The sequence below is a fragment of the Corynebacterium sp. HMSC073H12 genome, assembly GCF_001837775.1.
GTDB classification, from domain to species: Bacteria; Actinomycetota; Actinomycetes; order Mycobacteriales; family Mycobacteriaceae; genus Corynebacterium; species Corynebacterium amycolatum.
Map to the genome: position 1 here is coordinate 292951 of NZ_KV834027.1, position 21663 is coordinate 314613.

At 56.4% G+C, this 21663-nt stretch carries 14 protein-coding genes; 8 read left to right on the plus strand and 6 right to left on the minus strand.

Going from position 1 to position 21663, the window contains the following annotated elements; genetic code table 11:
* Positions 1-549: 549 nt before the first annotated feature.
* The gene (locus tag HMPREF2708_RS03465) at positions 550-2652 is read right to left on the minus strand and encodes a neutral/alkaline non-lysosomal ceramidase N-terminal domain-containing protein (RefSeq protein WP_070832364.1); all 2103 of its coding nucleotides are present in this window, start codon (positions 2650-2652) and stop codon (positions 550-552) included.
* A 214-nt stretch (positions 2653-2866) separates the two neighbouring features.
* Here HMPREF2708_RS03465 and HMPREF2708_RS03470 point away from each other — a divergent pair, with 214 nt between their 5' ends.
* The 3 genes from HMPREF2708_RS03470 to hrpA all read left to right on the plus strand — a co-directional run bounded on the left by HMPREF2708_RS03470 (position 2867) and on the right by hrpA (position 9512).
* Positions 2867-4369 carry a DUF1846 domain-containing protein gene (locus HMPREF2708_RS03470; RefSeq protein WP_070832367.1) on the plus strand — a complete coding sequence of 501 codons (1503 nt, stop codon included), beginning with the start codon at positions 2867-2869 and terminating at the stop codon, positions 4367-4369.
* A gap of 61 nt (positions 4370-4430) precedes the next feature.
* Complete coding sequence (locus tag HMPREF2708_RS03475; RefSeq protein ID WP_070832370.1) at positions 4431-5363, plus strand: oxygen-dependent tRNA uridine(34) hydroxylase TrhO; 933 nt, start codon at positions 4431-4433, stop codon at positions 5361-5363.
* Between the two features lie 93 nt (positions 5364-5456).
* Entirely contained in the window at positions 5457-9512 is a 4056-nt protein-coding gene (gene hrpA, locus HMPREF2708_RS03480) for an ATP-dependent RNA helicase HrpA (protein WP_070832373.1), read from the plus strand.
* On the opposite strand, the gene nrdR is transcribed toward hrpA, so the two are convergent.
* Complete coding sequence (gene nrdR, locus HMPREF2708_RS03485) at positions 9509-9991, minus strand: transcriptional regulator NrdR (protein WP_070767330.1); 483 nt, start codon at positions 9989-9991, stop codon at positions 9509-9511. The genes hrpA and nrdR overlap by 4 nt on opposite strands.
* An 865-nt stretch (positions 9992-10856) precedes the next feature.
* On the opposite strand from nrdR, the gene lexA reads away from it, so the two are divergent.
* From lexA to HMPREF2708_RS03510, 5 genes are all read left to right on the plus strand, one after another.
* A complete protein-coding gene (lexA, locus tag HMPREF2708_RS03490; protein ID WP_005509663.1) occupies positions 10857-11558 on the plus strand; it encodes a transcriptional repressor LexA in 702 nt (233 codons plus the stop codon).
* 93 nt (positions 11559-11651) lie between these two features.
* On the plus strand, positions 11652-12431 hold the full coding sequence (locus HMPREF2708_RS03495; protein WP_016422628.1) for a DeoR/GlpR family DNA-binding transcription regulator: 780 nt from the start codon (positions 11652-11654) through the stop codon (positions 12429-12431).
* Positions 12428-13399, plus strand: a complete 972-nt coding sequence (locus tag HMPREF2708_RS03500; protein ID WP_070832377.1) for a 1-phosphofructokinase family hexose kinase — start codon at positions 12428-12430, stop codon at positions 13397-13399. Before HMPREF2708_RS03495 ends, HMPREF2708_RS03500 begins: the two co-directional genes overlap by 4 nt.
* Before the next feature lie 35 nt (positions 13400-13434).
* A complete protein-coding gene (locus tag HMPREF2708_RS03505) occupies positions 13435-15594 on the plus strand; it encodes a PTS fructose transporter subunit IIABC (protein WP_083321849.1) in 2160 nt (719 codons plus the stop codon).
* 140 nt (positions 15595-15734) lie between these two features.
* Entirely contained in the window at positions 15735-16007 is a 273-nt protein-coding gene (locus HMPREF2708_RS03510; protein WP_070832380.1) for an HPr family phosphocarrier protein, read from the plus strand.
* A 90-nt stretch (positions 16008-16097) separates the two neighbouring features.
* Here the strand turns inward: HMPREF2708_RS03510 and HMPREF2708_RS03515 are convergent, their stop codons facing one another.
* The 4 genes from HMPREF2708_RS03515 to feoB all read right to left on the minus strand — a co-directional run bounded on the left by HMPREF2708_RS03515 (position 16098) and on the right by feoB (position 21627).
* Positions 16098-17441 (minus strand): uracil-xanthine permease family protein, encoded by a 1344-nt coding sequence (locus tag HMPREF2708_RS03515; protein ID WP_246840316.1) that lies wholly within the window; start codon positions 17439-17441, stop codon positions 16098-16100.
* A gap of 96 nt (positions 17442-17537) precedes the next feature.
* Positions 17538-19145, minus strand: coding sequence for a GTPase HflX (gene hflX / locus HMPREF2708_RS03520; RefSeq protein WP_070832383.1), 1608 nt, complete (start codon positions 19143-19145; stop codon positions 17538-17540).
* A 75-nt stretch (positions 19146-19220) separates the two neighbouring features.
* The gene (locus tag HMPREF2708_RS10995) at positions 19221-19538 is read right to left on the minus strand and encodes a FeoC-like transcriptional regulator (RefSeq protein ID WP_141762911.1); all 318 of its coding nucleotides are present in this window, start codon (positions 19536-19538) and stop codon (positions 19221-19223) included.
* Between the two features lie 103 nt (positions 19539-19641).
* Positions 19642-21627 carry a ferrous iron transport protein B gene (feoB, locus tag HMPREF2708_RS03525; RefSeq protein WP_070832386.1) on the minus strand — a complete coding sequence of 662 codons (1986 nt, stop codon included), beginning with the start codon at positions 21625-21627 and terminating at the stop codon, positions 19642-19644.
* Positions 21628-21663 lie beyond the last annotated feature (36 nt).

Here is a 21663-nt window from a genome sequence, read left to right on the forward strand (position 1 = left end):
CGTCGGCCCTTGTGCCACAGGCTTCACCGGTGGCTCATTGCCACCTGGCATGTTGACTCCGGGAGCAAGTGCACCGGCTGCAGGATTCCCCCCCTGCCGGTTGCTGCCAGTAGCTTGATCCCGCACCATAGGGCTGGCCACCATAGTTCTCGCTCGGCTCACCAGTTCCGTAGGACGGAATATCGCCATAGGCCTGTTCCCTACCGTAAGCCTGATTCCACTGTGGCGAATCCTCTGGCCCACGCGGGCCATGTTGTGCGTCCGAATCGAACCCGTAAGGGTTGTAGTCCTGCGAACCATTGTTGGGAAAACCGTGGCTCTGGGAGTCATAGTTACTGGACTCATTGTCCCGGGTGCCGTCACCGTAAGGATTGTTGTTGCTATATGGATCGTTTGGGGTATTCATGAAGCAAACTGCTCCTGCCAAATTGACGGATACATACAAATAATGCGCACAACGGACTATACGTGAGACAAGCCCTTGATGAGATTTTAAAGGGCCAAAGTATAAGTCACATTGTGCGCATGAATGTATTTAATTGGACGTTCTTACACGAGCTCCACCGAAGCGACTCCCTCGAATTCGTTCAATGAATCACCGACACCCAACGCGCTACCACGCACGATGATGTCATACTTGCCCGGTGCGACTCCTCCGGTCTCCCAAGTGACTTTGGCGGTGGTATAAATACCGTCCTTGGCAAATTCAATGACAGTTGCCTGGTCCCAGTCATCGGAAACAATCTCACCGCGGTCATTCTTGATAAGTAGGTAGCCGTCTTCCAGTCGCAACTCGTTATTCGGATTTGCCGCGACGAATTGGGCAACGGCTTTCTGCCCTACCGTGACGCTTGCCGTGGATTCAAGCACGTCACCAAAATTCCTGCCCATTGGAGCGGAATCGATAATCTTTCCTCCTGCTGGCGACGGCGGGATGATGCCAGTGAGATCACCTGCAGCACTGCCCGGGTCGACAGCCATGCCGTCGGCAAGCGCGTGAGCGAGATCGTGATAAATGGAAATCATCGCACTGAGCGTGTACTTGCCGAAAGCCGTTGCGCCGCCCTCGTAGTCCTGCTGATCGTATTCCTCTGGGGTAGCGACGTAGTGTCCATAGCTGTTGGTGTAGCCCTGGCAAATGACAGTATCGATTGGAACGCCGAGGACTTCAGCGACGTGCTGACGCATGCGGTAGCCCGACATTGTGGTGGGTTCAAGGCCATTGGTGATCAAGGTGAAGCCACCGATGCGGGTGATGGAGAACATGTGGGTCTGCTGGAGAAGACCATCGATGTAGCCAACTGGCAGCAGGCACTCTTTGTCACCCTGAATCTCCCGGATGTTTTTCGGGAGTACGACGTTATTGAGCTGACGTACCCACGGTGTGCCTCCACGCTCGCCCTCGTTGAAACCTAGGGCTGGTTCGCCGCCGCCGTCCTCCTGGCTACTGGCTGCGAAGGCCGCACCGAGGATTGCAGGTCCAGTGCGGTGCGGCTGGCCGTCGGGCGTGAATTGGCCGTCGATGTCGACATCGCCAAGGTTGACCCACTTGTGGACAGTGGAGATACCGCCTCCTGGCAGTGCAATGGCCTGGCCTTGGGTAGCGTCAATCTGACGCTGACCGAGAATGCGGGCGGACTCTGCTTCGTCTCCGTTGCCTGGGCCCGAATTTGGCACGAGCCCCATGTTCGGGCTGATGTCACCCGGGCACGACATGGTAAATGCGGCGACAAAGGGGGCATCTGCCGGCTCACGGTGGGTAACCCCGCGGTCGACCTCAACCTTCCATGCTGCGTAGCCCTTGTTGTCGCCGTCGATGATGGTGTGCTCGGGGCCGAAGGTGGTCGGATGAATTCCGTACCAGTTAATGAATCCGACTTCGCGGCCACCGCGACTCACGTGCAGTGTATGGCTTTCCGGGTTGACTCCGTCGGGGAAGCGACGCAGCTCTTCTTCAGGGTTACGCTTAAATGCCTGCAGGGAGCGGTTGACACCCGCATCCTTAGCAATCCCCTTGGTCAAGTGGATAGTCGACGGCTGATAATCAGCGTGTGCACGTTCAATAGCCTTGACCACACCGACGACTACAGCTTCGAAAGTGACGGGACGGAATCCAAGGGTAGTCAGGTCAACCATGAGATGGCCCGACGTACCACCCGGCGCAACATGCGTGTGAGATGCGCAGATAAGCACGTTGCCCTCATGGTAGAGGTCTCCGAAGAGAGCTCGGAGACGCCGCAGAACTTCCATCTGGATGGACTGGAACATGAGCCCCATATCTGCGGTGACGTGGACGACACGGTTGTCGTTGTCATCGCCGAAGATGAATGCACGCGCCATCTGGCGAAGACGCAGACCCGAGGTGGTCTGATCCATGACCGCATACCCGTTCATGCCAGCGCCGAGTGGCTCGCCTGTCATATCGGCCATTCCTCGACCGACATTCAAATTGGTGGTCGAATTCCCCGCAGTGGCAGAAGCCCCGTTTGCAGGAGCGGCGTTTGCCTTTGGTGCACCACTTACGGCAGGCATCATACTCGCAGCTGACACGGCAGTTGCTCCGACGAGGAAGCCTCGCCTGCCCACTTGGTACGGGGCGCGTGCGGTTGGTTCTGCCGAATTCGACGATGATGCCATTTGGGGATCGAGCATGTCACATCCTCTTCATATTTCTTTTTGAATATCAATACGTTGGACTTTAATCTGACAATCCCCTACGCGTGGCCTAATAAGCCAAAGTTTCCAAAATCCTCCGCGACAGCAGTAACCGATACGACATTCGCAAGGCGGTATCACTACCATGGACACAGTAGAATTTCGCAATATTTAGCGCGCTCCCCGCAGACACAACTTCAGAAAGGGCACCATGGCTCAGGTTGTCGGTTTTAACCGCGAGAAGTACATCGAAATGCAATCCGCTCATATTAAGAAGCGGCGCGCAGACATCGCAGGTGAAGGCGGCAAGCTCTACCTCGAAATGGGCGGCAAGCTATTTGATGACATGCATGCCTCGCGTGTTCTCCCCGGCTTCACACCTGACAACAAAATCGCTATGCTCGATCGTCTCAAGGACGATCTGGAAATCATGGTGTGCATCAATGCCAAGGATTTGGAGCGCCACAAGGTCCGCGCTGACCTCGACATCACTTACGAAGACGACGTGCTGCGCCTCGTCGATGTCTTTCGTGAACGCGGCTTTGTTGTCGGCAGCGTCGTCGTCACGCAGCTTTCCGACGACAACACCCTGGCAAAGAACTTCATTGAGCGCCTGCAGCGACTCGGATTAAGCGTAATCCGCCATCGCAATATTGAGGGCTACCCAACAAACACCGAGAAAATTGTCAGTGAAGCCGGCTTCGGACTGAATGAATGGGCGCAAACGACGCGGGACTTGGTCGTTGTCACAGCGCCGGGCCCGGGCTCCGGAAAGCTGGCGACCTGTCTATCGCAGATTTACCACGACCACAAACACGGGATTCGTTCCGGTTACGCAAAGTTTGAGACCTTCCCTATCTGGAACCTGGCGCTCGAACACCCGGTAAATCTGGCCTACGAGGCGGCAACGGCTGATCTCGATGACATCAATCTCATCGACCCTTTTCATTTGGCCGCCTATGACACCAAGGTCACCAGCTATAACCGCGATGTCGAGGTCTTCCCACTGCTGCGCACCCTGTTGGAGAAGCTCGCGGGCGAGTCGCCGTACAAGTCACCGACCGACATGGGCGTCAATATGGCCGGTTACTGTATCGACGATGACGAAGTGTGCCGAGAGGCATCCAACCAAGAAATCGTTCGCCGTTACTACAAGGCTCTTGTCGACGAACACAAGAACAGCGCAGACGACGAAGTTTCGCAGCGCATTGCCATGATTATGAGCAAGGCCAACGTGTCGACAGCTGCCCGCCGAGTCGTCGCACCAGCGCTTGAAGTTGAGAAATCTACGGGGGCGCCGGGTAGTGCAATCGAATTGCACGATGGCACAATCATCACAGGCAAGACCTCTGAGCTGCTCGGATGCTCAGCAGCAATGCTGCTCAACGCTCTCAAGAAGCTCGCCAATATCGACCCGGACTTACACTTGCTCTCCCCTGCTGCCATCGAGCCAATTCAAACGCTTAAGACGCATCACTTGGGCAGCCGCAACCCCCGCTTGCATACCGACGAGGTCCTTATCGCCCTTTCCGTGTCGGCGGCCACCAGCGACGACGCCCGCGCAGCCCTCGCCGAGCTGAAGAACCTTCGAAACTGCGATGTCCACACCACCACCATTCTGGGCAGCGTGGACGAAACAATTTTCCGCAACCTCGGTGTCCTAGTTACTTCCGAGCCCAAGTACCAGAAGAAGGCTCTCTATCAGAAGCACTAAACCAGACCAGCAGCTCACGCCGAAAATAGGATAACTGGGAGAGCAGACTAGAATAGTCCCCGTGAGCATCAGCAAGATTCTTCTGTACTACCAGTTCGCCCCGCTGTCCGATCCGCGAGCCATCATGCTGTGGCAGCGCGATCTTTGCGAATCGTTAGGGCTTAAAGGTCGCATTCTGGTGTCCGAGCACGGCATCAACGGCACCGTCGGCGGTGATCTCGATGCCTGTAAGAAGTACATCAAGAAAACCAAGCAGTACCCCGCTTTTCACTCCATGCAGTTCAAGTGGAGCGAAGGCGGCGCTGATGACTTTCCGAAACTCTCCGTCAAGGTTCGCGACGAAATCGTCGCTTTCGGTGCTCCGGGCGAGCTTAAAGTCGATGCCGAAGGTGTCATTGGCGGCGGCACACATTTGAAGCCTGAAGAGGTCAATAAACTGGTCGAGGAGCGCGGCGACGATGTCATCTTCTTCGACGGTCGCAACGCGATGGAAGCCGAAATTGGCAAGTTTAAAAACGCCGTCGTCCCCGACGTAAAGACCACGCACGACTTCATCGACGAACTGGAATCTGGCAAGTACGACTGGATGAAGGACAAGCCAGTTATCTCCTACTGCACCGGCGGCATCCGCTGCGAGATCCTCTCCGCGCTTATGAAGAACCGCGGGTTCGAAGAGGTCTACCAAATCGACGGCGGTATTGTCCGCTACGGCGAAAAGTTTGGCAATAAGGGGCTGTGGGAAGGCTCTCTCTATGTCTTCGACAAGCGCATGCATATGGAGTTTGGCGATGGCATCGAAGACGAGGACTACGTACAGCTCGGACACTGCGTCCACTGCGGCAAGCCCACAAACACCTTCCAGAACTGCATCAACGAAGACACCTGCCGTCGACAGGTGCTTATCTGCGATGACTGCTGGAAGGACACCGAGACACAGCACTGTGGGCGCGAGGACTGCAAGGAAGTTGCCGAAGAGCTAGCAGCCGCAAAGTAGGACGCTTCCTGCTGCCATCGGACCATCTTGAGCGTCTCCAATCAGCACAGATGTGGGTTGTCTACCAAGACACAGCTAATCTAGTAGGCAACCATGACTACTCCTAGCCGTTCTGATAAACCAGCTCCACGTGTCCAGTCGGGAAACCACCACTCCCGCCATCGCAATTCCGCCAGGCCACAGCGCTCTGGCAAGCCTGCTAAGGACACGCGTAAAAAGGAGCTTTACCAGCTCGCTGATCAACTACCTATTCGGGAGGCCCAGTCCTTCCGACGTCGGCTAAAGCGAGCATCCGCGCCGAAGGCGCTGTCTGCAATCTCCGCAGACCTCGACTTTGCGCTGGAGCGGTTAGAAGATCGTCGTAAAGCGATTCCTCGCATCACCTACCCTGCCCAGTTGCCGGTGTCCGCGCGCCACGACGACATAGCAGAGGCAATTGAAAACAATCAGGTCGTCATCATTGCTGGTGAGACTGGCTCTGGTAAGACTACGCAGATCCCGAAGATATGCCTCGAACTGGGACGCGGGGTGCGGGGCAAGATTGGTCACACTCAGCCACGTCGTATTGCGGCGCGTTCGGTAGCGGAGCGCATCGCCCATGAGCTGGGCGAGAAGATCGGACAGCACGTCGGTTATGCGGTGCGTTTTGATGACCGCGTGGGCAAGGATACCTGCATTAAACTGATGACCGACGGTATCCTGCTGGCCGAAATTGGCCGCGACCGACTGTTGCGTGAGTACGACACCATCATCATCGATGAGGCGCACGAACGCAGCCTCAACATCGACTTCCTGCTGGGATATTTAAAGCATATTCTGCCGCAGCGCCCAGATCTGAAGATCATTATCACTTCGGCGACGATTGATCCGGAACGGTTCGCTCGTCATTTCGCGCCTGACGACGAGCACCCTGCGCCCATCATCGAGGTGTCAGGGCGCACCTACCCGGTGGAAATCCGCTATCGCCCTCTGGTACGGACTGTTGTTGCGAAAAATGGGCAAGAAAAGGAAGTCGCCATTGAGCAGATCGATGGTGTTATCGCTGCGTGCGAGGAGCTCATGCGGCTTGGCGACGGCGATATCCTGGTGTTCTTTTCGGGTGAGCGAGAGATCCGAGAAGCAGCCGAAGCCATCGAGGGCAAGCACTGGAAAGGTGTAGAAGCCGTTCCACTATTCGGACGGCTATCTAATGCAGAGCAGCATCGGATCTTCACTCCGCATTCCGGGCGTCGCATTGTGCTGGCGACCAACATTGCGGAAACGTCGCTGACAGTACCGGGTATCGAGTACGTCGTCGATACTGGTGCCGCACGCATTTCCCGCTACTCCACCCGCACGAAGGTCCAACGTCTACCAGTCGAGGACATCAGCCAGGCATCCGCGAATCAGCGCTCTGGACGCTGTGGTCGTGTAGCTGATGGCGTGGCGATTCGTCTCTACAGCGAGGAGGATTTTCTCTCGCGCCCCGAGTTTACGGATCCGGAGATTCTGCGCACCAATCTCGCTTCGGTTGTACTGCAAATGATTTCGCTGCGGCTTGGCGCTATTGAGGCCTTCCCCTTTGTCCAGCCACCAGAGCACAAGGCAATCCGCGATGGCATTAACCTGCTCACAGAACTTCAGGCTATTACCACCACGTCGGGGTCTGGGAGCGGCCGTGAATCTGGCTCCGGCTCCAGTGCCGACGCCCCCGAGCTGACGGACATCGGCCGACAGATTGCCCGTATACCTGTCGACCCGCGCCTTGCCCGCATGCTGGTCGAAGGGTACGAAAACACCACTCTTCGGGCTGTGACCGTCATTGTCGCCGCGTTGTCTTTGCAGGATGTCCGCGAACGTCCGCTGGAGTTCCAAGCTCAGGCAGATCAGCTACATGCCCGTTTTAAGGACACCACCAGCGACTTCAACTCCCTGCTGAAGCTCTGGGAATACTTGGAGGAAAAGCGCCGCGAGCTTAGCGGTAACCAGTTCCGCAAAATGTGCAAGCGCGAGTACCTCCACTATCTACGCGTTCGCGAGTGGCAGGACTTGGTGCGTCAGCTCCACCAGGCAACGGCTGAGCTGGGCTGGCATCTCTCGGCCCGCAGCTCAACCAGCGGTGTCGACGATCCCGACGAGGTGGCAAAGTCGCTGTTACCGGGTCTGTTGTCGATGATTGGTACGCGCGAGGGCGAGGGCAAGGAATTTACTGGCACCCGCAACACGAAGTTCCTCATCCACCCCTCGTCCGCGTTGGCAAAGAAGCCGCCTCGCTGGGTGATGGCAGCGGAAATCGTCGAGACCTCGCGCACTTTTGCGCGCAACGTAGGCACGATTCAGCCGCAGTGGGTAGAGAAGGTAGCCCCTCATCTGCTCAAGCACCAGTACTCAGAGCCTCACTGGTCGACTAAGCGCGGTGCAGCGATGGCTTACCAGAAGTCGACGCTCTACGGCGTGCCTGTGGTGGTTGACCGCCTGGTGCCTTATCACCGAGTCGATGCCGATGCCGCCCGCTCAATCTTCATTCGCTCTGCGCTTGTCGACGGCGAGTGGAACACACATCACGAGTTCTTCAAGAACAACCAAGACAAACTTGCCGAAGCCGAGAAGATCGAGGAAAAGCAGCGTGCACGCGGCATTGTCGTCGATGACGACGTGCTCTACGCGTTCTACGACTCCAAGCTGCCCGCCTCTATCACCACGGCCGCCAATTTTGACCGCTGGTGGAAGAAAACTAAGCCCAAACAGCCGAATCTACTGGACTTTGATCCCAATAAGCTTCTCAACCCCGAAGCCGGCGACATCGATGACAATGCCTTCCCCGAAATGTGGCAGCAGGGCTCGGTCGATTTCTCACTGTCCTATAAATTCGAACCGGGCGCTCCTGATGACGGTGTGACTCTCCGTGTCCCCGTGCCTCTTCTTGCAGGTCTGCGTGAAGATGGCTTCGACTGGCAGGTGCCAGGTCTTCGCGCTGAGCTCGCAGAAGCCTACATTCGCACTCTGCCGAAGGCAATGCGCAAGTCCGTTGTCCCCGCACCGGATTTCGCACGCCGGGCACTGGAGACGATGACTCCGTACTCAGGCCGCTTCGTCGATGTTTTTGCCGATGCTTTACGACGGCTCGGAGGCTCGGGCATCAATGGTGCAGACTTTACCCCTTCGAAGCTGCCACCACACTTGCGCTTTAACTACGCAGTGGTAGACCGCCATGGAAAGATCGTCGATCAGAGCCGGGATCTTGCTGCGCTTCGAGACAAGCATGCCTCGACGGTCTCAACGGCTGTGTCGAAACGTTCGAAGTCTGCAGCTCGCGAAGCTGTGAAAAAGTGGACTTCAGACAACTTGGGCGCCGTCTCAGAAACGGTCAAAAGTACCGTCGACGGTCAGTCCGTCACGATGTATCCGACGCTGGTGACCACTAAGGATGGCGTGGCCATCGAGGTCAAACCAACTAAGGCGCAGGCAGAAGCGACGTTGGCGACCACAAATTTGACCATGTTATTGCGGGATTGCCCAGTAAATGGTGCACAAATGACTAAGGGGCTTCCACTCCAGCAACGTGTTGGCGTGGACGCATGGCCACATGGGGGCGCCGATGGGCTTGTCGAGGACTGCCGTGTCGCCGTGATTCGCGACCGTATGATGGCTGCCGGTGGCCCGGTCCGCGATCCGAAGGAATTCGATAAACTACTCGAACACGTTCGTTCTGGTGTTGCCTCAGAGGTGCGCCAATTGGTCGTCGGCGTTGCCCAGGCTATGCCTCGTTATGTCTCGGTGGTGAATCAGCTAAACAAGTGGGAAGGCGATGCCATTGACGATATGCGTCGCCAGCTGGAGTTCATGTTCCCTAAGGGCGCTGTGGCAAGGCACGGTTGGCAGCACCTACGTCATTTGCCACGTTATCTTCAAGCGATGGAGATTCGACTTGAGGAAATGAACCGTGACCCGGATCGTGATGCTGAACGTGAGGATGAGGTGACTGAGGCCCGCGAATACCTGGCGGCAAAGCTTAAGCAGCTACCTAAGGCACGTTCGAATTCCGCGGAGGTACGGGATATTCAGTGGCTCATCCAAGAGCTGCGCGTCAGCCTTTTCGCACAACGCTTGGGTACCGCCCAGAGCGTATCCCTGACCCGAGTAAAGAAACGTGTGGATAAACTGCGTTAGTTCTTTCTAACCTCGTTGCCATTTGCCTGCGGTCCTTTCCCCTTACGCATGCTGGAAATTTCCTGCGCGAAATCGTCCGCGGAGGAAAAGGACTTGTACACTGAAGCGAAGCGGAGATAGCCAACTTCGTCCAGTTCTTTGAGCGGCTCAAGGATGGCAAGGCCGATATCGTTTGAGTCCACCCGAGGCGTACCTTTCTCGCGGAGGCTCTCCTCCACTTTTTGTGCAAGCTTCTTCAGCTGAGACTCTGATACTTCACGCCCCTGGCACGCACGTCGAACACCCTGGATAACCTTTTCTCGGTTGAACTCCTCAGGGATTCCATCCCGTTTAACGACCATCAGCTGCGAGCGTTCAATCGTAGAAAAACGCTTACCGCAATTCAGGCATTCCCTCCGGCGACGAATCCCCATACCGTTATCTATCAACCGTGAGTCCAAGACTCGTGTCTGATCATGATGACAAAACTGGCAATACACGGTCTCCAGTCTACGTCCAACCCCAACGCCGGAAACCGGAATGATTATTGCGCGGAGTAGGAAGCGTACGTAGACGTAAAGGTGCTTTCGACTGCCTCACTTTCCCCTTGTTCAAAGACCATGCTGCCGAAAACTCCGAAGAAAGCACCAAGCCCTAGAGCCCATACCGCCATCAAGCGAGTCAGGTTAGTGCCTGCGGATACATCACTACGATTGGACTGCTGCGCCCTGCTAACGGATAGAGACGGACGCCCGTAGTTGACCGAGACATGACTGGGCCGCGACCTGTCCCTCCGTATTCGCGCCGATAAAGCCCCATTGCGATTGCGCTGTGCAATACGTGCACGCTGACCGGGCCGAACGATGTGCTGTGTGCAAGACGCACTACGTTCACCCCACACCAACGGGGCTTTCCGTGTCGTCCGAGCAGAGAGCTCGGAAACTTGAGAAAAATCAATATCAGATGCGCTACTAACACCTAGCGCGGTTGAAACCGTAGACATCATGTTTTCTCCCTTTCCAACGTTGACTCTCCCACCGTTGCCGGCCTGGAGAGAATAAGAGTTGTACGACCGTTTCCCGACGCTGTGGAGACTATGTCCAAGGGCGGATGCGGTGAACCCGTCTAGACCTTTTCATCAAACGACTGTTCGAGTAACTTGTCATGTTCGATTTATAACACCATGTTCGAACGTTGTCTACTGCTATCCGGATTTATTTTCGATTTTCGAGACCGACACCGCCTCCGAACACGGATAATGCAGATCTTTTCCAAAGAATTCAAGGACGCACGGTGTTCGATGCTCGACGATTCGAACAGTTTTGAGCTATGATTCATTCGAAAGAGTTTGAGAAGGGATGTTCCATGGCTCAAAAGAAGAAAGCAAACCCTAAAACACTCACCGATCGGCAGCGTCGCATTCTTGACGTCATTTCGGATGCCGTCGTACTTCGCGGATACCCACCGAGCATTCGAGAAATTGGAGATGCCGTGGGCTTGAATTCCACCTCGTCGGTGGCATACCAACTCAAGGAGTTGGAAAAGAAGGGCTTTCTCCGCCGCGACCCACACAAACCCCGTGCGGTAAACGTAAGGGATTCGAAGTCCTCAGCCGGCACTTTCACTCCGGTAAAGCCTGGGCCAAAGGCCACTGGCAGCACCCAAACTCCCGAGATGCCAGAGGACATGCCAGAGCCAATCTTCGTTCCTATCGTTGGACAGATTGCGGCTGGCAACCCCATTTTGGCGGAACAGCATGTGGAAAGTCATATGGCACTTCCGATGGAGATTACGGGCTCCGGTCAGCTGTACCTACTCAAGGTCGTGGGTGATTCCATGGTTGACGCGGGCATTCTCGACGGAGACTGGGTGGTAGTCCGTTCCCAAGACGTGGTCGAACAGGGCGACTTTGTTGCAGCCCTGTTTGAAGATGAAGCAACAGTCAAGGAATGGCACGAAGACGCTGCTGGCAAGTGGCTAATGCCCCATAATCGCGCATTTGACCCGCTCCCCGCGGAGCACGCCAAGATCCTCGGCAAGATTGTCAGCGTCCTACGCAGTCTCTAATTTCCCACATTTTCGTTGCCCGAAACAGACATAAACGGGCATACTGGAAACAGGTAGTAAAGCTGAGAATTCTTAACAGCTAAGGAGCGGGGAATGTACGCAGAGGAACGCCGCCGGAAGATTGCGTCTTTGACAGCAGTCGAAGGGCGCGTGACGGTCGCTGATCTTGCGGAAGCTTTCGATGTCACAGCAGAGACGATTCGCCGTGACCTAGCTCAGTTGGATGCAGAGGGCGCAGTTCACCGTGTACACGGTGGCGCTGTAGCTACACGTTCTTTTCAGACTGTTGAGTTTTCAGTTGCCGCTCGAAAGAACGCGCAGAAAGACGCGAAGCTCTCTATTGCCCGCTGTGCTGCCGATTTTCTTCCTGACTCTGGTGGTGGAATTTTTCTCGATGCCGGAACTACCACCGAGGCTCTTGCAGAGCTGATGGTCCACTCCCCTGATAACCGCCGTTGGTCGGTTGTCACAAACTCTCTTCCCAACGCCATCACACTCGCAGGATCGAACCGCATTGAGCTTCAACTCCTTGGCGGCCAAGTTCGCGTCATTACTCAGGCGGTTGCTGGCGATACAGCACTCCGTACTCTCGCGGTTATGCGTGCCGATGTCGCTTTCATTGGTTCTAATGCCTTGACAATTGACCACGGTCTTTCTACTGCTGATCCGCAGGAAGCAGCGGTAAAGCGCGCGATGATTACGAATGCGCGCAAGGTCATCGTTATGGCGGACTCGACGAAACTCGGCCGTGACTTCCTTGTCAGCTTTGCGGCATTGGAAGATATCGACGTCGTGATTACAGATTCCTCTGCCCCGGAGCAGTTCGTGAACGATCTCAGGGAGCAAGGTGTCGAGGTCGTGGTTGCTTCATGATTCTGACCTTGACTGTAAATCCGTCGATCGATCGACTTGCTCGCCTCGATACGGAGCTCAAGCGAGGTGGAGTGTTCCGCCTACCAATGGCTGAGGACATGGCTGGCGGCAAGGGAATTAATGTGTCCAAGGCGTTGCACTACGCTGGAGAAAAGACGCTCGCGCTCTACCCGGCATCAGACTCCGGAAAATTCACACGTCTGTTGGAAGTCTCTGGCATACCCCATGAAGCCATCAACACGACTAACGAAGCCCGCGTTAATCTCACACTCGCAGAGCCAGATGGGACGACCACCAAGCTCAATTCCCCTGGCATGACATTGACGAAAGCGCACCGTAGGCGTGTCCTGGAGAAGCTTATCCACCATGCTAAACGCGCCACGTGGGTAGTTTTCGCAGGTTCACTGCCCCCTGGTGTCCCCCGGGATTTTTACGTTCAATGCACCGAAGCGGTGTATTCGGTCAACCCGAATATTCGTGTTGCTATGGACACTAGCGACGGCCCACTGACTGAGGTCGTTCGCGCGTTTCCGAAGGTGCGGCCTTTTTTGATGAAGCCAAACGCCTACGAACTTGGCCAAATCATTGATCAGGACGGCGAAGAACTTGAGGCCGCTGCAGCCGAAGGGAACTATCTTCCCGTAGCGCAGGCTGCTCGTGCACTGAACGAACTTGGTGTTTCCGAAGTCCTTGCCACTCTCGGCGAGGCTGGGGCGGTACTTTCAGTGAAGTCAGGCGGTTGTTTCGCTGCTACCTCACCCTCGATAGTCGCTCAGTCCACGGTCGGTGCTGGAGACTGTGCTTTGGCCGGCTACGTTATGTCCCGCGAACGCGGTGATAGCTACCAAGATGCACTAACCACCGCCGTGGCTTATGGGGCGGCGGCAACCAGTCTCCCCGGTACGACCATCCCCTATCCAGAACAGGTTCACCCCGAGGCTGGCCGGTTATGGCAGCTCGACGCTTAGCTTTTCGATGTCTAGATAAGGAACATTAGAAAACCATGTCTTCTTCGGCAGATTTTCCCGCTATTGCATCAGACCTGGCCGATGAGTCGACAGTGTTCCTTGACCTAGATGTCGGTCCACAAAAGGAGAAAATCCTTAACTACCTCATCGCTAAAGCTGTAGATACCGGCCGCGCCACCGACAGCAACGGCATCGTCGCAGCAGCCCTCGAACGCGAAGAGAAGGCCCCGACAGGTCTGCCGGGCGGAATAGCCATCCCCCACTGCCGCCACGAGGACTGGTCGACGCCGACCCTGATGTTTGCCCGCTTAACCAGCGCTACCGAATTCACCACACCAGATGGGCCGGCGGACCTGCTTTTTTTCATTGGTGTCCCAGCCAGTAACAGCGATGTCCACGTCGATATTCTGGCTGCGCTCGCAAAAGCACTTCGCGATAAGGGGTTTCGAGCAGCTCTTCGCGGTGCTGAAAGCGATGAAGAGGCCGCCCGGATTATTAGCGAGCACATCACCAAGGCGCCTCGTCGGAAAGCGAAAAAACCTCCGGCGAAGACCAATATCGTCGCCATTACGGCCTGCCCCACGGGCATCGCTCACACTTATTTGGCAGCCGAAGCGCTTACTGGCGCGGCAGAAAGCATGGCTGATGTCACGCTAACCGTAGAGACTCAGGGCTCGGCAGGAACCCAGGAAGCCCCCGCAGAAGCAATTGACCGGGCCGACGTGCTAGTAATCGCGGCCGATATTGGAGTTACGGGGCTTACGCGCTTCAGCGATAAACCACAGGTCAAAGTGCCAATTCGTAAGGCAGTCAATGAACCCACTGCGGTTATTGAACAAGCGAAGGCGGTAGCAAAACAATCACGCGTTCGCGCCTACGACCGAAAGGCACCGCAACCTAAGGATGACCACGACAAAGAGGCCTCTTCGCAAACCGGTAATGCAGGTGCAGGCCCTACATCTGAGAGGGTACGAGCAACTACGAAGGTGGGGGCGCATAAATCGTCGTTAAGCGGCGATAAAGCCTTCGGACACTGGGTTCGTGACGCCATTATGACCGGTGTCAGCTATATGGTGCCGTTCGTGGCCGCTTCGGGGTTGTTGATTGCGCTGGGATTCCTCGTCGGCGGTCATCAGGTGGGTCTAGTAGCTGACGCCGTGACTAGGGATTTGCGGCTGCCGGAGGTTATCGGACTCGATGCCCCGATTGCTGTGCCGACAAAAGAACTCGGCACCGTGCTAGTTGATCGTAGTGGGCTGTGGCTGTATCTCGGCTCGGCGCTTTTTGCAACTGGCAACCACGGCATGCAGGTCATTGTGGCTGTAATGAGTGCTTATATCGCCTTTGGTATGGCTGGCAGAGCCGGTATTGCACCGGGTTTTATTGGCGGTGCCATCGCGGTCACGGTTGGCGCCGGCTTCCTTGGGGGCCTGGTGACAGGCATTCTGGCGGGACTAGTTGTAGCCCTACTGTTGAGGATGAAAGTCCCGGACTGGCTGCGACCGCTGATGCCGGTTGTCGTGATTCCTATGCTCGGGGCTATGGCCGTTGGGCTCACCATGTACCTGCTGCTCGGGATGCCGCTGGCATGGCTGATGATGGCCCTGCAGCAGTGGCTGCAATCACTGGATACGGCAGCGGCGTTCCTGTTCGGTGGTCTTCTCGGCGCAATGATGTGCGTGGATATGGGCGGAATGATTAACAAGGCTGCTTATCTTTTTGCCGTCGCAAACATTGCCTCGGCAGATCCAGCATCATGGAAGATTATGGCCGCTGTGATGGCCGCGGGCATGGTACCTCCGTTGGCGACATCGCTGGCAGTTGTGCTCCGACCAAAGCTGTTCAGTTCGGCGGAGCGTCAAAACGGCAAAGCGGGCTGGGTGCTCGGTGCGGCCTTCATTTCAGAGGGAGTGATTCCCTTCGCCGCCGCAGATCCACTGCGAGTGATTCCGTCGATTGTGATTGGCGGTGCCGTCACCGGTGGCACTTCAATGGCTTTGGGTGCGGCCACACGTGTTCCGCACGGAGGTATTTTCGTGCTGTTTGCAATCGACAATCCTGTCGCATGGCTTGCTGCAATCGTCTTGGGCAGCATAGTGGCAGCAATTCTCGTTGTGGCAGCTAAAAGCCTGTGGCCGCGGCAAGTCAGTACCGATAATCAAAACCTAGAAGCAGACATTTCAGCGGGCGCCTAAATTCTTTCGCTAAACCCAGCTGCGTACGCAGAAGCATTCCTGCAAACTTCACCAAACATGCCCCATCCCAACCTGCCAAGCGATTAAGCTCTGAACTGGTGTCGAGGAAATCGATAAGCAGAAAGGCAAGGTGCCGCCCCATGGCTACGCAACACGTCCACGTCGGCTCCAAGGTGGGTATTCACGCCCGCCCCGCGTCGGTTATCGCTGAGCGTGCCTCCCGATTTCAGGAAGAAATACTGATCGAACTCATTGATTCACCCGAACCCGACAACGAACCGGCTGATGCCTCCTCAACGTTGATGCTGATGGCACTCGGCGCAGGATATGGCGATGAAGTCACAGTCACCAGTACAAACGCAGTTGCGGTGGAGCAGATTGCACAGCTGATCGCCCAAGATTTGAGCGATTAAAGCAATATGCTTAACGACGAAACATCGTGGCAACGGTCACGGGGTTCCGTCGTTAAGCATTCGTACAAGATCCTGCCCTGGGCGGGTGGCCTACGAGCGGTTCTCGCCGATGCGGTTATAGAGCCAGTTCAAAATTGGATAGCCGATAATAATGCCGACCGAACCCCAAGCAATGCCTTCCAGCGTCAGCGAACCGATGTCGAGGGTGAGGTTGCCGATACCCGCAATCAGCGCGGTGGCGGCAGCGGTGAGATTGACCGGGTTGTTGAAGTCGACCTTTTCGTCCATCCAGATGCGCACACCGAGCAGACCGATCAGGCCGTAGAGCACCATCGTTGCCCCACCGAGCACGCCGGTAGGAATGGTCAAGATGAGTGCGCCAAACTTTGGAATGAAAGCCAGTGCAATGGCCGTGAAAGCTGCCACCCAGTAAGCGGCAGTCGAATAGACACGGGTAGCGGCCATAACCCCGATATTCTCAGCGTAGGTAGTGGTGCCAGAACCACCAGCTGAACCGGCGATGGTGGTGGCTAGGCCGTCTGCAATAAGAGCATCGCCAGCGATGTCATCGAGGTTTCGGCCGGTCATGGCAGCAACAGCCTTGACGTGACCGACATTCTCGGCGATGAGCACTACGATGACGGGCAGACCAATCAGCATCGCATTGAAGTGGAACTCCGGCGCGTGGAATGCGGGCAGACCGATCCAGGCGGCATTGCCGACGGTTTCTGTAGCCTCGGGCGAGAGATTTCCGGTGGCAGCGGCGAAGACCCAGCCGATTAGTACGCCGATAAGAACACCCAGACGGCTGACCATACCGCGGCCAGCGACGGTTGCGAAGACAATGGATGCCATCGTGACAAATGCGACCAACGGCTGAGTGGCGAAGTTCTCCGTGGCAGCAGGCGCCAGGTTAAGTCCGATGAGAGCGACGATGCTTCCTGTTACTGCAGGTGGCATCACTGCATCGAGGACACGCTTGCCGGCGAACTTTACAACGCAGCCAACGAGCATGAGCGCGATGCCGGCGCAGAGCACCACACCGAGCTGAACACCAATACCCTGCGCCTGTGTCGCGGTCAGTGGCGCGATGAAGGCAAACGACGAGCCCAAGTAAGAGGGCAAGCGATTTCGGGTAATCAGGAGGAAGACAATCGTGCCGATACCCGAGAACAACAGTGTGGTGTTGACTGGAAAGCCGGTCAACAGCGGCACCAGAAGAGTTGCACCGAACATGGCAATGACGTGCTGTGCGCCAATGCCAATCGTGCGAGGCCAATCGAGGCGTTCGTTGGGAGCCACCACGGCTCCCGGTGCAATCTTTCGACCGTCACCGTGAATATCCCAACCGAAAAGACGGCCACGTTCGGCGTTTTCAGCAGGCGGATTTGCGGAGGTTCCCTGCTGGGGCTCCGCGTCAGAAGTAGAATTCATGGTTGTAATGCTAGTGGATGCCCACCGCAGATCACGCCACGGATACAGCCTTAAACCAAGGACTGCCGGAGCTCTTTGCCGCTCGCCCTATTCCGACTAGGCGTCGTTGCTACTATTCTCATAGGCATCCGCCGTGAAGTCAGTATCTGCTGCAGGTTCGATGTGGTATGCCGACAGTTCATCCGCGAGGCTAGTGGGCAAACGCACATCCATCTGGGTGCCTTGCTCCGTCCATGTTTCCGACAGCACGGTCGCATCTTCGTGGAGCATGGAGACAATATTGCCCTTGTCATAGGGGATCAACATGTGAACGTGAGACTCCAGCTCATTGAGAGCAAGCTCGAGTCGGGTCTCCAGTTCACCAATCCCCTCACCCGTTCGCGCAGAGACAAAGACCGCATCATCGAGCTGGTGGCGTAGCTGGGCCAGAGTGATGCCATCGGCCTTGTCAACCTTGTTGACTACCAACAGTTCGGGCGGAATCTCGGCCTTTTCTTCCTCCGCGATTTCGTTGATGACTTTGTTGACAGCCTTAATCTGCTCCAGCGGGAATGGGTCAGAGGAGTCTACGACGTGCATGATGACGTCGGCTTCGAGTACCTCTTCCAAGGTCGAGCGAAAAGCTTCAATGAGCTGCGTCGGCAAGTGACGCACAAATCCGACCGTATCGGTCATAATCACCGTGCGACCGTCGCGAAGCTTGGTGCGACGAGTCGTCGGATCTAGCGTTGCAAACAGCGCGTCCTCCACCAGCACACCAGCGCCTGTCAGTGCGTTGAGCAACGAAGACTTCCCCGCGTTGGTGTAGCCGACAATTGCCACGCGCGGCAGGTGACCAGCCTTACGACGTGCGCGCTTAATCTCACGCGCAGTTTTCATGCCAGCCAATTCCTTGCGAATCCGCGACATATCTTGGCGTAGTCGCTGACGATCGGTTTCGATCTTAGTTTCACCTGGACCACGCAGACCCACGCCGCCGTTGGAGCCCGCGCGACCACCAGCCTGACGCGACAGGTTGCCACCCCAACCGCGCAGACGCGTGTACAGGTACTGCATCTGTGCCAGCGAGACCTGCGCCTTGCCCTCCTTGGACTTCGCGTGCTGAGCGAAGATATCCAGAATCAGCATGGTGCGGTCAATAACCTTGGCGTCAAGCCGGTCCTCCAGCGCCACCAATTGGCCAGGAGACAGCTCACCGTCGCAAATAACTGTATCTGCGCCGGTAGAGGCGACAATATCGCGAAGCTCGTTAAGCTTGCCAGATCCCACGTAAGTACCAGGGTCTGGCTTATCGCGGCGCTGCAGCACCATCTCTAAAACTTCCGAACCTGCAGTCTCCGCCAGCGCAGCGAGCTCATCCATCGCCACTTCGGCCTCCTGCAGGGTCCCGGATGTCCAGACACCGAGCAGCACAACGCGTTCCAGTCGGAGCTGACGGTACTCGACCATCACCTCTTCAGACTCAGTATGCGCTACTGACCTGGTCAGCCGGCGCAGAGAGGATCGCGCCTCCAGATCCAAGTCACCGACGGTAGGTTCCCTTTGCGTGCCGACGTTCGTCGCGAACGCATCCCCGGAGGCACTATCGGCGTTTTTGTCAGCATCATTAGCGTCGATGAAAAAATCGTCCATCTCGTGCGAGGTGCTGGCTTGCTGCGACATTTCGTCGCTGACCTCATCAAAGTTGTTGGAAAAATTCGTCATACTAGCTGCTATTGTCGCATGACAAGCCAAATTCTCCGCATTGTGTGCGGAGAATACCGAGCCGAAGCTCAAGACTTAGGCTGCAGAAGGTGGCCTGCGAGTCAGAACCAGTGCGACCGGGCCACTATTAGAACTACCGCCAGCACACGTACCGCTGTCGGACATTCCGCAGTTGGAGCAGCCTCCGCCTGGGCACATGCCGCCGAGGGATTCCCTTCGCAGTTGGCCGGTGTGTTCCATTCGGTCAAGGATGAGGTCTACCGTTGTTCGCTGCAGGCCGGTGATTTCACAGATTTTGCGTCGGGAGCTAATACCCTGCGCAATTGCATCTTGGACAGCTTCTGAAGGCCGACGAGTAACCGTCGCATTCTTCCTGGCTCTAAAGAGTCCCACGGCGATAGCTCCTTTCCGTATCGGGATTCTTTGTTCGACCTGATTTCTAGTTCGCAAGTGTGACTTAGTAGCTTGGCCGAAGCTACTAGGAATCTACGAGGCTTTACAAGAACAGTTTCACCCCTTGGAAAACAATCACGGCCAGTGCCCATGCAACGACCAGCTGCGTTAGCAAACCGAAGCCCGTCCACTTCAAGCCGATCTCGCGACGTTGTGCCGCGAGCGTAGCCACGCACGGTGTGTAAGCCAGCAAGAAGATCATGTATGCCCAGACTGCTGCCAATCCGTGTCCATCGGATGCATTGTCAAAGTCACGTCGAATATTGTCCGCGAGTGGACTGGACGCCTGTTCGGTCGAATCCGAGTCGGTGACGTCCTCTACTGCATAGGTCTGTGCCCAGGTAGAAATGACGGCTTCCTTGGCCACAAAGCCCGTCACCAACGGACCTGCTAGAGACCATGTGCCGAAACCTGCCGGGTTAAACACAGGAGCAATAGTTGCGCTGACTGCACCGTATGCGGAGTCCTGCGGTGCCAGGTCTTCATCGGCAAAGGAGTGCCCGGAGACAACCGGGATAGACATCAGTAGCCAAACGACGATGACAGTGCTGACGATGATTCCACTAGCGGTCTGCAGGAAGCCCTTCAGTCGCATCCACATCACAGATAGTGCCAGTCGTGCGGTCGGTAACTGATAGGTTGGCAGGTCAATGACCAGCGGTTCCGACGGCATGGTGCGCCACAAGGTCTTACGCAGTGCAAGGCCGGTTAGAACGATCAACAGAATCGAGATCACGTACATAGCGAAGACGACTGTGCCCGCGTGTTCCGGGAAGAACACCGCACCCAACATGACATAAACGGTTAGGCGCGCCGAGCAGGCGGTAAACGGAACCAGTAGTGCCGTCAATATGCGGTGGCGCGGATTACTCAGCACACGTGTCGCCGAAATCGCTGGCACGTTACAACCAAAGCCGACGATGAGCGGAATAAATGCCTTCCCCGGAAGACCAATTGCACGCATGACACGGTCGGCCACCACGGCTGCACGCGCCATATATCCTGAATCCTCGAGCACCGCGAGGCACAGGAACATGAGTGCCATCAGAGGAACGAAGGTCAACACCATGCCGACACCGCCGATGATGCCGTTCACAAGCAGCCCCGTGACAATCGGATGGTCCCATCCCATTGCTTCTAATCCACGGGTAACCAAATCTGCGAAATTACCGGTAATAAGGGTTTCCAAACCGTCCTGCAACGGTGCTGCAACCGTCGTCGTGATCTGGAAGACTGCCCACATAACTGCCAGGAACACAATCGGTCCGAGCACCGGATGGAGAACCACGTTATCAATGCGGTCGGAGAAAGTCTGGCGATCTTCTACCCCGCCCGTAGATGCCGCAACCGCCGCATCGATCGCGGCAAAGCGTGCGTCGTCCAGGCGTTCAATCGATTCACCATCGGCCTGGCGAATCGGTGACGACACCGAACTGCATCCGTCCAGAGCCGCTGCTACCGCGTCGGCCAATCGTGCCATTCCCGCTTTACGACGGGGATCCAGCGCCACCACTGGCATCCCCATAGCTGACTGCAATGCGTTCGGATTCACATCGATGCCCTTGGCCTTGGCCACATCGAGTTTGGTCAGCGCCAGAACGATGCGCTGAGGCTGCTCCGCCAATTCCGCGGCCATGTAGAGGCCACGCCCCAGTGCCGTGGCATCGACAACAACGACGACGAGATCCGGACGTTCTTCTTCCGGTTTCTCGATGAGCATCTCGCGAGTGAGCTCTTCGTCCGGGCTCATGGCATCCAGCGAGTAGGCGCCCGGGAAGTCGATGACATCGTACTCAGCAGAATCGGTCTTCCACGCGCCACGGCTGACCTCCACGGTCGTACCAGGCCAATTGCCCATCTGCGCTTTCGCGCCAGTCAAACTATTGAACAGTGTTGACTTACCGGAGTTCGGTGCGCCTACGACTGCGACAACAGGTGCACCATCCTTTGCTGGTGCTCCGCCGCTGCATGCATGGCAGCTGGGCGTGGATGCGAATTTTCGCGTTGAGGAATCCGTAGGTGTTGTCATTGTTAACTTTCAGGAGGGAGGTGAGAAAAAGAGTTG

What these genes read in the sequence shown, in the direction of transcription:
- HMPREF2708_RS03465 (WP_070832364.1), bottom strand. Translation starts at nt 2,652, where the DNA reads ATGCTCGATCCCCAAATGGCATCATCGTCGAATTCGGCAGAACCAACC.
- HMPREF2708_RS03470 (WP_070832367.1), top strand. Translation starts at nt 2,867, where the DNA reads ATGGCTCAGGTTGTCGGTTTTAACCGCGAGAAGTACATCGAAATGCAA.
- hrpA (WP_070832373.1), top strand. Translation starts at nt 5,457, where the DNA reads ATGACTACTCCTAGCCGTTCTGATAAACCAGCTCCACGTGTCCAGTCG.
- lexA (WP_005509663.1), top strand. Translation starts at nt 10,857, where the DNA reads ATGGCTCAAAAGAAGAAAGCAAACCCTAAAACACTCACCGATCGGCAG.
- HMPREF2708_RS03495 (WP_016422628.1), top strand. Translation starts at nt 11,652, where the DNA reads ATGTACGCAGAGGAACGCCGCCGGAAGATTGCGTCTTTGACAGCAGTC.
- HMPREF2708_RS03500 (WP_070832377.1), top strand. Translation starts at nt 12,428, where the DNA reads ATGATTCTGACCTTGACTGTAAATCCGTCGATCGATCGACTTGCTCGC.
- HMPREF2708_RS03505 (WP_083321849.1), top strand. Translation starts at nt 13,435, where the DNA reads ATGTCTTCTTCGGCAGATTTTCCCGCTATTGCATCAGACCTGGCCGAT.
- HMPREF2708_RS03510 (WP_070832380.1), top strand. Translation starts at nt 15,735, where the DNA reads ATGGCTACGCAACACGTCCACGTCGGCTCCAAGGTGGGTATTCACGCC.
- HMPREF2708_RS03515 (WP_246840316.1), bottom strand. Translation starts at nt 17,441, where the DNA reads ATGAATTCTACTTCTGACGCGGAGCCCCAGCAGGGAACCTCCGCAAAT.
- hflX (WP_070832383.1), bottom strand. Translation starts at nt 19,145, where the DNA reads ATGACGAATTTTTCCAACAACTTTGATGAGGTCAGCGACGAAATGTCG.
- feoB (WP_070832386.1), bottom strand. Translation starts at nt 21,627, where the DNA reads ATGACAACACCTACGGATTCCTCAACGCGAAAATTCGCATCCACGCCC.